The 11889-nt window shown below is 49.8% G+C and carries 8 protein-coding genes; 1 reads left to right on the forward strand and 7 read right to left on the reverse strand.

The genetic code is table 11. The features are described from left to right. Positions 1–260: 260 nt before the first annotated feature. Positions 261–554, forward strand: a complete 294-nt coding sequence (locus MHI42_RS12785; RefSeq protein WP_342424038.1) for a hypothetical protein — start codon at positions 261–263, stop codon at positions 552–554. Positions 555–1339: 785 nt separating this feature from the next. Here the strand turns inward: MHI42_RS12785 and sigK are convergent. The 7 genes from sigK to uvrA form a co-directional block, all read right to left on the reverse strand. After that, entirely contained in the window at positions 1340–2041 is a 702-nt protein-coding gene (gene sigK / locus MHI42_RS12790; protein ID WP_038587424.1) for an RNA polymerase sporulation sigma factor SigK, read from the reverse strand. 130 nt (positions 2042–2171) lie between these two features. Continuing rightward, the gene (locus MHI42_RS12795; RefSeq protein ID WP_342424039.1) at positions 2172–5417 is read right to left on the reverse strand and encodes a DEAD/DEAH box helicase; all 3246 of its coding nucleotides are present in this window, start codon (positions 5415–5417) and stop codon (positions 2172–2174) included. Between the two features lie 44 nt (positions 5418–5461). After that, positions 5462–6271: a protein phosphatase 2C domain-containing protein gene (locus MHI42_RS12800; protein WP_342424040.1), complete on the reverse strand. Its 810-nt coding sequence runs from the start codon at positions 6269–6271 to the stop codon at positions 5462–5464. Positions 6272–6409: 138 nt separating this feature from the next. Beyond that, on the reverse strand, positions 6410–7690 hold the full coding sequence (locus MHI42_RS12805; RefSeq protein ID WP_342424041.1) for a glycoside hydrolase family 27 protein: 1281 nt from the start codon (positions 7688–7690) through the stop codon (positions 6410–6412). Between the two features lie 128 nt (positions 7691–7818). Then, the gene (locus MHI42_RS12810) at positions 7819–8424 is read right to left on the reverse strand and encodes a pentapeptide repeat-containing protein (protein ID WP_342424042.1); all 606 of its coding nucleotides are present in this window, start codon (positions 8422–8424) and stop codon (positions 7819–7821) included. 149 nt (positions 8425–8573) lie between these two features. Further along, a complete protein-coding gene (locus MHI42_RS12815) occupies positions 8574–8918 on the reverse strand; it encodes a hypothetical protein (protein WP_342424043.1) in 345 nt (114 codons plus the stop codon). Further along, entirely contained in the window at positions 8915–11782 is a 2868-nt protein-coding gene (gene uvrA / locus MHI42_RS12820; RefSeq protein ID WP_342424044.1) for an excinuclease ABC subunit UvrA, read from the reverse strand. Before uvrA ends, MHI42_RS12815 begins: the two co-directional genes overlap by 4 nt. Between the last annotated feature and the right edge of the window lie 107 nt (positions 11783–11889).

Here is an 11889-nt window from a genome sequence, read left to right on the forward strand (position 1 = left end):
TGATTTCTGCTCTTTTTCGGTAAGGAATCAGCCGGCGGATTTAGCAGTCGGCAATGGCTTTTCAAAATCTCTTTGGTCTGGGGGAAAAGGGTAGACCAGTTAACAAAAAGTGCCTGTTCCATTTAAATAATATTTGGTAACGATCCGATAACTCAGAAAACAGTTTGCTGCGAATCAAGACCTGATCAAATACATGCCAAAAGATGTTGTTTCTATAACGATCTATAACGATGGTACTAACAAAAATCTAAAAGAGAAATTTGTCTGTAAAAGCTACACCAGAACCAACCGCAACACCTACACCTACACCAGAACCTTCAAGTGGAGAACGTGCAATTTTGACGCTAACTCTGGTTACGGGTATTGAGAAAGAATTTGAACTACCTATGTCCGAGGTAACAACATTCCTATCCTGGTATGATTCAGCTACTGGATCAGCTCGTTACGGCATCAACAAACACGACAACAATAAAGGTCCATTCAGCAAACGGACAGATTATGTAATTCACGATAAGATCCTAACCTTTGAAGTAAGTGAGTACACTGCTAATTAAGTAAAAACAAACCCGGTAGACATAAGCCCGGCGGGTTATTTTATGTATGAGTTAAGCTAAAACCATTCTAAATTTAACCTCACCTCTTCGGTAATACGTATCAGCAACCTTCACGCTTTCCGGGCTCCACTTCCGCACAAACCCTCCGCTATCGATAAAACAGCCGGCAAATTTACTACGGCGTTCAATAACAGATACTAGACATTGCGACAACGCAGCTGTTAGAAATTCAGCATCCGATTTCAGAACTTTGTATGCATTACTCTATACGATCTACCTCTATACCAGAACCCCACTAATGATGGCAGGACATAGGACTTCCGCTTAATCACTCCATACGCCCTTTCCACAAAGTTATGGCAACATTCTTGCTAAACAAGTTCAATTGTGAGGATCATATCTATAGTAAGCGAAATAGAGAATCATTTATTGGAAGTATTCTTCTGTGCACCACTTCATCATTTGCTCTCTCTTCTCATATATTTTCACGAGTTGATTTAATACAAAGATTTTTTGAACTACATCTTCAGTCATGAAAAACTACTTCTTATATTAACTAATTTTTCTCTGGTCTTGTCCCTAATTTTTATCGTAAATATCTAGCAGTTGGATATGAAGATGATATACATCTTTGTATGTAATTTTAATGCTCCTTTTAAAATATTTTTCCGCCATTTCTCATTCATCTGATCTTTCTAAAAACAAAAAGCAACTCATCCGCAGACAAGTCGCTGTCTATACAGTTTATTGCTAACGGATAATAAGTTTATTTATTCATATGGTGGTTACCGCTTCGCCTTATAAAACTCATGATACAGCTTCATCAGTGCCCTTTTCTCTATCCGCGACACATAACTCCGCGAGATCCCCAGATCCTTCGCAATCTCCCGCTGCGTCCGCTCTTCCCCACCGGTGTCCAAACCAAACCGCCCTACCACGACTTCCTTCTCGCGTTCATCGAGAATATCCAGGTTACGGTAAATCTTGCTTTTCTCGATTTTAAGGTCAACTTCCTTGATCACATCGTCAGCCTCGGAACCGAGGATGTCGATCAGCGTAATCTCGTTCCCTTCCTTGTCTGTCCCAATCGGATCGTGCAGGGACACGTCTTTCCGGGTCTTTTTCAGCGAGCGAAGATGCATCAGGATTTCGTTTTCAATACAACGAGCTGCAAAAGTAGCCAGCTTCGTGCCCTTATTCGGGCGATAGCTCTCGATAGCCTTGATCAGCCCGATGGTGCCGATGGAGATAAGGTCCTCCATGTCTTCGCCGGTGTTGTCGAATTTTTTGACTATATGGGCAACGAGCCGCAGATTATGCTCAATTAGCAAATTTCGTGCTTTAGCGTCCCCCTCGGCCATCATCCCTAAGTATTTGCTCTCATCCTGCTCCGATAGAGGCTGGGGAAAAGCATTGTTCCTTACGTAAGATACCAGCAGCGTCAGTTCTTTGATCAGCAGCGCAATCGTGCTTATGATTCCAGGCAACTTGGCGACACCTCCCGCACATGTACAATGAAACCGATCTGCAAGCGAGAACTACGGGTTCATGGTCCTTTTATTGTATGTGGGTAGATGCCTAGAAGTGCATGTACGGGTAAAATAGGTACGGGCTCCCTTACATTCTGAGCAGCTCTCGGATATCCTCTTCCGACAGCCGTGTGTTCTTATTCTCGCCTGCTTCAATCACTTCTTCTATTAAATCCTTTTTGCGCTGCTGCAGCTCCAGAATTTTCTCCTCGATGGAGCCTTCTGTGATCATCCGGATCACCTGAACGACATTACGCTGCCCCATGCGGTGCGCTCTGCCAATCGCTTGCTCTTCTACTGCTGGATTCCACCACAGGTCATATAAAATAACAGTATCTGCTCCGGTCAGATTGAGGCCCGTTCCGCCTGCCTTGAGCGAGATTAGGAATACTTCTCCTTCTCCTTCATTGAAACGCCGGCAAAGCTCCACCCGTTCCCTGGCCGGAGTCGAGCCGTCGAGATAAAAGGGCTCCACACCCGCATCCACCAGGCTCTGCCGGATCAGCTCCAGCATGCTGGAGAACTGCGAGAACACCAGCATTCTTTTGCCCGAATCGCGGCATTCCTGCACGGTTTCCAGCAATTGCGCAAGCTTGCCTGAGCCGCCCGTATAATTCTCGATGAACAATGAAGGATGGCAGCAGATCTGCCGCAGACGGGTGATCCCCGCCAGAATCTTCATCCGGCTCTTTTGGTAGCCTTCGGTTAGCAAATCCTGTTCGGTATCGTCACGTAGCCTGGATAAGTATGCGAGATACACTTGCTTCTGCTCATCCAGCAGTTCTGTGCGCTGCACGGTATCGATGCGGTCCGGCAGCTCCTCCAGCACATCTTTTTTGAGCCGCCGCAAAATAAAGGGAGATACGATACTGGCGATGCGTCCGGCAGGCAGCTCCTTAAAGGTCGAGCGTCCGGCAAACAGCGACGGGAATACTGTACTGAAGATAGCTTCCAGCTCATCCACCGAATTCTCAATCGGTGTTCCTGTCAGGGCAAATTTCCGGGCAGCCATAATAGATTTAACCGCCTGGGCTGTTTGGGAAGCTGAATTCTTGATCGCCTGCGCTTCATCCAGAATTAGCGCATGAAAGTTGGTGCCGGAATACAGGTCAATATCTCTCCGGAGCAGCGGGTACGAAGTAATAATCACATCCGCTTCCTCCATGGCTTTACTCTCCAGCAGTCCGCTGCGCTCCTCCTTCTGCCCTGCCGCCACCAGCACCTTTACCTCTGGAGCAAACTTGGCAAACTCATTCCCCCAGTTATAGGTCAAGGATGCCGGACAGAGAATCAGCACCGGAGCTTTCACCTGCACCTCAGTCTCCAGCTCAGCCAGCTCGGAGCAGATATAAGCGATACTCTGAATGGTTTTACCCAGTCCCATATCATCCGCCAGAATTCCGCCGAATCTGAACTTCGACAACGTCTTCATCCACTGGAAGCCTCTGACCTGATAGTCACGGAGCACAGGCTTAAGCTCAGCCGGCAGCTCGAACTCCAGACTGTCCGGTTCCCGCAGCTGCTCCAGGAATACCCGGAGAGACTTGCCCCACTTCGTATGCTTGAACCCCTGCCCCCGCTCCGGAAGCTGCAGCGCCTGAACGGAAGGCAGGCGTATCACGGATTGCTTCAGCTCTTTCCGCTTTAGATTCAGCCGCTCGGCCACATTACCGAATTCGCTGAAGCTTTCATCTGCAAGGGACAGAAAGGCCCCGCTGCTCAGCCGGACATATTTCTTTTTCTCCACAATAGCCTGCATGACGCGAACCGTCTCCTGTTCATCCAATCCCTCCAGCTCAAACGAGATATCCAGCCAGTCCAGGCCCTCATTTAAATTCGCTTTGACTTTGGGATAAGATTTACGCGCCAGCACAAGTCCCTGAACAGCCGGGGTAACCAATAGTTCTGCATAGTCTTCCAGCACTGGAATAACCTCATATAGCGCCTCATAAAGAACCGGTTCATTTACTGAAGCCCAGTGCTGCCGCTCCCGCCTGAGTGGAGAATTATCCAGAACCGCAATGATCTTATTTTCCTGCTGAACATTCCTGATCAGGATCTTCTGCTCGCGGACTGCGTCATCAGGTTTCTCTTCCAGCGGGTTGATAATAATCTCCTCATAATGGAATTCCAGCCGAAACGTCAATATGCCATCCGCATAATCCAGATACAGCTTTGCCTGCATGTCCGGTTCCACAATCCGCTCGCTTACTGCCTGCTCCACCCTTACTTTTCCTAGCTTTCTTAAGGCTGGCAGTACCTGCTGAACGACCGATTCGATTTGTCCGGGAGCGATCTCAATGTTCTGCGATGCCGCAAACTGCTGTTTTAATAGTGAAAGCATGCTTATAACATCACTGTTCATTGAATATATCTTCCCATTCATGATCACAGTGGAGTAGTCCGGAAACAGCATCAGATGATCCAGTGCTGAAGCTGACAGAACATAGTCCTGTCTCTTCCCTGGTCCAATCATAAATTCAAGCGGAGGCGCCTCTTCTGCAAGCTCAGCCCGAATTCCCGGATTCTCCGATCCCCCCATAATGACATTCACCTCCGGAAAAAGCAGTTTAAGCTTGTCCCAGGCCAGCGGGGTGACGACAATTGTTTTCCCGTCCTTTAAGGAGTTATTATAATAGCTGGGGAGATCATTTCTATAAATTTTCTCAGTGTTTTTCATTAGAATCAGCAGTTCAAGGAATTTCATATCCGCAGGATTAATGTGCTGGTTTTCAGCATCAAAGGTAAATATACTCTTGAAGTATAACGGCTGACGCTGCTCGAAATGCTCTAGAAACTCGTTTATTTTGGACACTACATACAGACGTTTGATTCCCACACGCATTTCAACGGAGAATCGCGGACTGCTGCTGTAACCATTAACGTTAAGCGTGAACTCAAACTGCAGCGGCTCTGCAAGACCGAATAGCACAGGCTCACTCTCACGGTTAAGAACCGATTTCTGAAAAGAAGAAATAAGGTGCTCCGTCTGGTTGTATTTGGACTTGTTTACGCGTCTGGATGGAGCAGCTTGTGCATCGGCAGGCTCCTTCATCTGCTGCATGTGTATAGCAATAAGTGTTGCCGCTACATGTTTACAGCAGCTATAGTTCTCATAGGCAGGACAAGAACAGGCTGCTTTGAAGGTATCGGTACGGTCATAAATATCAATATTCACCTCATATACTTTCCTTCCCTTCACCTGTGCTTCATAGCTGCTATCGCCCGGGTAAAAGGTAAGGCTGCGGACACACCCCTGTTCATAATAAGACTTCCCCCGGTTATAAAAGTCAGTCCCGCAGAAGTCTCTAATGGCTCTCATAGTAATCTTCATAATAATCACCTTCTCAATATAAAATTCACCTTCATAATATATAGCTAATCACTAGGCATCGCACCATTCCTGCCATTATCATAACTCCAGGCAACAACTGTGGCGCTGTCCTGGCCTAACTGCTGATGCACATCTGTCAATACATCTTGTACACACTTCTCCAACTCCTCTTCACCTGCAAAAGCAGCATAAAGCCTGCGCGGGTCCTCAAGTACTCTTGCTCCCACCTCCAACAGACCGTCCGTAGTCATCACGATTACGTTATGGCCCTGCCGCAGCTCACGGATTCCGGAAGAATAGCAGGCAACCGGCTGGTCGAAGGTGTTCACGAATCCGATCCATTCATAGTAATTGCGCTGGTTCAAAGCATATTGCCCGCGGGCGGCCAGATCCGGATGAAGCAGATACAGCGAATTATCTCCTACAGAGAACCACCAGATGTAATTCTCCATACGCACGCTAATCAGACACGCGGTCTCCCCTGTAACCTGCCTGCACTTCCTTATGAAATCCTCCGACTTGAAAATAGACAACAGAAATTCCTCCAGCGCATAAAACGCCTGATCTACCGTCAGCGAGAGCAGCCTGATGATTTCACCAGCTCCACTGTCGATTGTGCGGATCAGCAGTTCCGCGCTTTCTGCAGTATTATGGGCATCCAGGAGCATGACAAATTCCCAACCGCCGCCCGGTTCATTTAATACGTAGGCACCATCCTCATTCTTATCAGCACCTGCTGCCGTGTTCCCGCCGTAACGGCCGATCACCGTACTCTTATATGTAACTGTTACCGGATTGTCGAGATGCATCTCGTCACTGCCCGTCCAGCTGAACTTAAATATCTCCTGTTCCATCCTGACTCTCCCCGCCCTTCCTAGCAGATTCTATGTTTATATGATTATACACTTTCTCTATCTAACCCGGTCACGCCAAAAAAGAGACCAGCACCCTGCTGCGTCTCTTCGTAATGTGAACTCTTTTGCTTTATACGCTTACTCTGCCGCAACACGGAACAATGCTGCTCCATGGGGCGGAATGGCTGCACTCAGTGTATCTGCAAGCAGGTCGGTTTGCTTCCCGGTCCACAGCTCCTTGGCCTTAACCCCGCTGCCCACTCCCAGATCGGCAATAGCTACAGACACTTCCGCCAGTAGCTCGCCTGTGTTGAACAAAGCTACGAACCGCTCGCCATCAGGACCTTCAGCTAACCATACAACCCGATCGCCATCACGGCTGAGCTGCCGGGCGCCAAAACTGTGACGGTGCATATTCAGCACGTCCTGGTTCGTCAGGAGGGACAGCGTCCATTCATCGTTATCGCGCATCTCACCACCGAACATGAGCGGGGAACGGAAGAGGGTCCATAAGGTCATCATCGTCAATTGCTCATCCTGCGTGAAGTTCGTCCAGCGGTCATGTTGTACACCGCGTATGCCGATACGTCCAAGCGGCAGCATATCACAATCCGGCCAGCAGCCGGGTTTAGGCCGGCCTTCCCAAGTGGAACAGCGGTCGAACATATCCAGCAGGAGCGGCCAGCGGTCCCAGAAATCATCCGTCATTCTCCATACATTCGCGTGGTTCTCCAAGAAGTCAGCATGCTTCACAGGTGCAGGTCCCGGCGACAGGCTCAGCACAATGCTGCGGCCAGTATGGTCAATGGCTTTGCGGATCAGCTCGATCTCGGCCAGATGGGGGCCGCCATGCAGCCAGGAATCTGCGATATCATCCACCTTGATGTAATCGACATCCCATGACGCGTACAGCTCGAACAAAGAATTGTAATATTCCTGGGCACCTTCCTTGGAAGCATCCACACCATACATATCCGTATTCCAGCCGCAGAAGGAACAGGTATGTGCGATATCGCGTGCAGTCACCGCCGTTCCCTTGATGGGTGTATTGTCGTGAACCGCCTGACGGGGAATACCGCGCATAATATGAATTCCGAACTTCAGGCCAAGACTATGTACATAATCAGCTAGCGGCTTAAACCCAAGACCGCCTTCTGCCGAAGGGAAACGGTTCACCGCAGGAATCAGCCGGGAATATGCGTCTGTCTCCAGGCGGACAAAAGGACGATACTGGTCCGACACGGCCCCGGGCTCATACCACTGAATATCAACCACAATATATTCCCAGCCATGTCCCTTAAGGTTGCTGGCCATGTATTCAGCATTCCCCCGTACCTCTGCCTCCGTCACCGAAGCACCATAGCAATCCCAGCTGTTCCAGCCCATTGGCGGTGTAGGGGCGAATTCCCAATGATTCATAAGTTATGTGACCTCCATTTGTGAATGAATTGTAATTTATTGTGGATACAGAATAATTGTATCGGCAATTCTTTTCTGTTTCCATCGTAAATTTGATTCACAAATAGCACAAAATTGCTGTCCGAGGTTCAATCCACCTTCGCCCCGTAGGAACGCATAAACAGAGCAGCCTGCTCCAGATCCATCCGCGCGCCTTTCACATCCAGTGCCTTCAGGTCAACCCCCTCCAGGTTCGCCCCCCGCAGGTCGGTCCCTGCAAGCTTGGCCCGGCTCAGTGATACCCGCTCCAGATTGCAGTCCCTTAGATCCGCCTTCGTCAGATCGGTATCGGTGAAGTCAGCCTCGAAGAAGCGCACTCCGCACAGGTCCTGCTTGCTCAGATTGGCATGCCGCAGATTCGTGTACGACCAGTCTCCCCCGTCAATCGTAATGCCGTCCACCTGGGCGCCGGAGAAGTCCGAGCCGGTCATTTTGCAGGAGATAAATTTGGAGACAAAGAGATTCGCGCCGTTAAACTTGCAATTCTCAAAGGCGGACTCGTTATGAATCGAGGAGTTCAGGCTGACACCCTTGAAGTCGCATTCAATGAACCGGCAGTAGCTGGTATCGATCTCTTCCATAGAAGTGTTCATAAACGTGCATTTCTCAAAAGTGCAGCTGATCAGCTCACCATAACGCAAATCCTGCCCGTCAAAATGGACACGGGTAAATTCGCGGTCTTTATATTGATACATGGGTTAACCTCCGGTATATAGTATTTATTGTGTACAAAAAACTTGGCGGCCCTCACCAGAGAACTCCCCGGAAAAGACCGCCGATGCTTATTAAAATTATGCTCCGTCTCTATTATAGAACGCTTTTAGCCTTCCTGGTTAGTCTGGCCCTATCCCTTGTTCTTCGCCTGAGCAGCCTTCCGCCGCGATTTGCTCTTGTCATTCTTTAATTGAAGCTTCTCTTCAGCAAGCCTTGCATGCTCTGCCTCCCGCTGCTGTTCCCGCAGGAGCTGATCTGCTGCCCGCTGCGCAGCTTTCAACTGCACTTCCTCGCCGATCTGAGCCTGCAGCACCGGATCAAGAAGGCGCAGATGCTGCTCAAAAGCCTCCGGGTACAAGAAGCTTTTCTCGCCCGTATCTCCGGAGAAATCAATGATAATCCGCTCTTCCACATGACCTACGACAGTTCCCGCTCCATATTTGCTATGCTCAACCTGCATCTGGATTAAGTTCATCTTCTCCCCATCTCTTGGTTCAGATATTTGCCCGTATAGCTCTTCTCATGCACCGCAACCTCTTCTGGAGTTCCTGTACAGACGATCTCTCCCCCGTCCGCGCCGCCCTCCGGGCCGAGATCAATAATGTAATCAGCATTCTTGATCAGCTCCAGATTATGTTCAATGACCACTACGGTGTTGCCGGCATCGGTCAGGGAATGCAGGACATCAATTAACTGGTGTACATCGGCAAAATGCAATCCGGTCGTCGGCTCATCCATCACATATAGCGTGGAGCCGGTAGCCGGCTTAAGCAGCTCTGCCGCCAGCTTCACCCGCTGCGCCTCGCCGCCTGACAAGGTTGTGGAGGATTGGCCCAGCTTGATATAACCGAGGCCAACGATGCAAAGAGCCTCAAGCTTTTTACGGATCTTCGGAATATTGCCAAAGAACTGGACGGCTTCCTGAGCGGTCAAGTCCAGCACATCCGCGATGCTTTTACCTTTATAATGCACCTCAAGCGTCTCCCGGCTGTATCTCCGTCCCTTGCAGATACTGCACTGCACATACACATCCGGCAGAAAATGCATCTCCACCTTGATCAGTCCGTCCCCCGCACAGGCTTCACACCGGCCGCCTTTGATATTGAAGGAGAACCGTCCCGGGCCGTAGGCACGAACCTTGGCCTCATTCGTCAATGAGAACAGTGTGCGGATATTATCGAATACCCCGGTATAGGTGGCCGGATTGGAACGCGGAGTACGCCCGATCGGCTTCTGATCAATATTAATAACTTTGTCGAGATGCTCTATCCCGTCAATACTCTGATGTTCCCCGGGAATCGTATGAGCCCGGTTCAGTGTAGAAGCCAGCTTCTTGTACAGGATTTCGTTGACCAGACTGGATTTGCCTGAGCCGGAAACCCCCGTCACACAGGTTAACGTGCCTAAGGGAATAGATACCGTAATCCCCTTCAGATTGTTGGCGGCAGCTCCGGTAATCGTCAGCTGTTTGCCGTTTCCGCTCCGCCGCTCTTCCGGGACGGATATTTGTTTACTCCGGGACAGGTACTGGCCGGTGATCGAGCGGGATTCGGCCAGTATATCTGCAAGGGAACCCTGCGCCACAACCTCTCCGCCGTGTATTCCGGCATTTGGACCTATATCGACAATCCAGTCCGCCTGGCGGATCGTATCTTCATCATGCTCCACTACAATTAGCGTATTGCCGAGGTCGCGCATCTTCTTCAGAGCCAGCAGCAGTCGGTCATTATCCCGTTGATGCAGGCCGATCGACGGCTCGTCAAGAATATAGAGGACACCCATAAGACCGGAACCCAGCTGTGTGGCCAGACGAATGCGCTGACTTTCACCGCCTGATAACGTTCCGGCAGCTCTCGAGAGCGTCAGATAATTTAGTCCGACATTATTCAGGAACTGGAACCGGACATCAATCTCCTGCAGGATGGTACCGGCAATCTCCGCATTCGCAGCAGTCAGGCTAAGCCCGGCAATAAAGTCTACCGCAGCCTCCACCGGTAAATGGCAGAACTCTGCAATGCTTTTACCGCCGACCTTCACACCAAGCACAACAGGCGACAGACGGTCACCGTGACAATGGGGGCACGGCAGAACGGACATGTATTCCTCCAGTTCCTTCTTCATCGCTTCGGATGGAGTTTCCCGGTAACGCCGCTCCAGATTATTGACGATTCCTTCGAAGGCTTCTTTGACATAGTTCCGGAGGGCATCACCGGGATGGTGCACTTCAAGCTTCTCGCCGTTAGTCCCGTACAGCAGCGCATTCATGGCCTCTGATGATAGCTCCTGCAGTGGTGTGCTGAAGTCGAAGCCGTACTTTTCGCCCAAAGCCTCATAGTACATTTTGCAAAAAGAGTTGGTCTTCACATTATTCCAGCCGTTCGCGATAATCCCGCCGGATTGGATGGAGCGGCTGGTATCCGGCATGATTTTATCCGGATCCACCTTCAGATGTGAACCCAGACCTGTACAGGCCGGGCAAGCCCCTTCATGGTTATTGAAAGAGAACATGCGGGGGGATAGCTCCGGCAAAGACACTTCACAATGCGGGCAGGCGTAGCTCTGCGAATACGTTACCTCTTCACCGCTGGCACTCTGGTGAATAATCACCAAATCCCCTGACAGGGCAAAAGCATGCTCCAAAGAATCGGCCAGCCGCTGAACATCCATGTCTTTCACGATCAGCCGGTCGATAACAATTTCGATGGAGTGCTTTTTATTCTTGTCCAGGGAAATGGGCTCTGTTACATGATGGACCGCACCGTTCACCCGGACACGGACATATCCGCCCAGCTTAGCCTGCTCGAATATATGCTGATGCGCACCTTTTTTGTTCCGGACCATGGGCGCCAGCACCTCATATTTGGTTCCTTCCGGCAGCCCCGCAATCTGTTCTACAATCTGGTCCACGGATTGCCGCTGTATGATCCGCCCGCAGGACGGACAATGCGGGGTTCCGATCTTAGACCATAACAACCGCAAATAGTCATAAATCTCTGTTACTGTTCCTACGGTGGAACGCGGATTGCTCGAGGTGGTTTTCTGTTCAATGGCGATGGCAGGTGACAGCCCGTCAATGGCATCCACATCCGGCTTGCCCATCAGTCCCAGGAATTGCCGGGCGTAGGATGACAAAGATTCCACATAACGCATCTGTCCTTCGGCGTAGAGCGTATCAAAAGCCAGGCTTGATTTGCCCGAGCCGCTCACTCCGGTGAACACTACTAACTGATTACGCGGAATGTTAAGGCTGATATTCTTCAGGTTATTTTCTCTTGCTCCGCTTACCGTTATATATTGATGCAATAGTAGTCCTCCAGTATTGACCGGAAACCCGGCCATTTCAGTTCATCTGCGGCTCCCAGGCCATTTGATAATAATCACCTATAAATAAATTGTAGCATATGCCTGTCAAGTCTTTTTACCATATAATGTTATAAAATCAATAA

Source organism: Paenibacillus sp. FSL E2-0178, from assembly GCF_038593005.1.
Classification (GTDB): domain Bacteria; phylum Bacillota; class Bacilli; order Paenibacillales; family Paenibacillaceae; genus Paenibacillus_AQ; species Paenibacillus_AQ phytohabitans.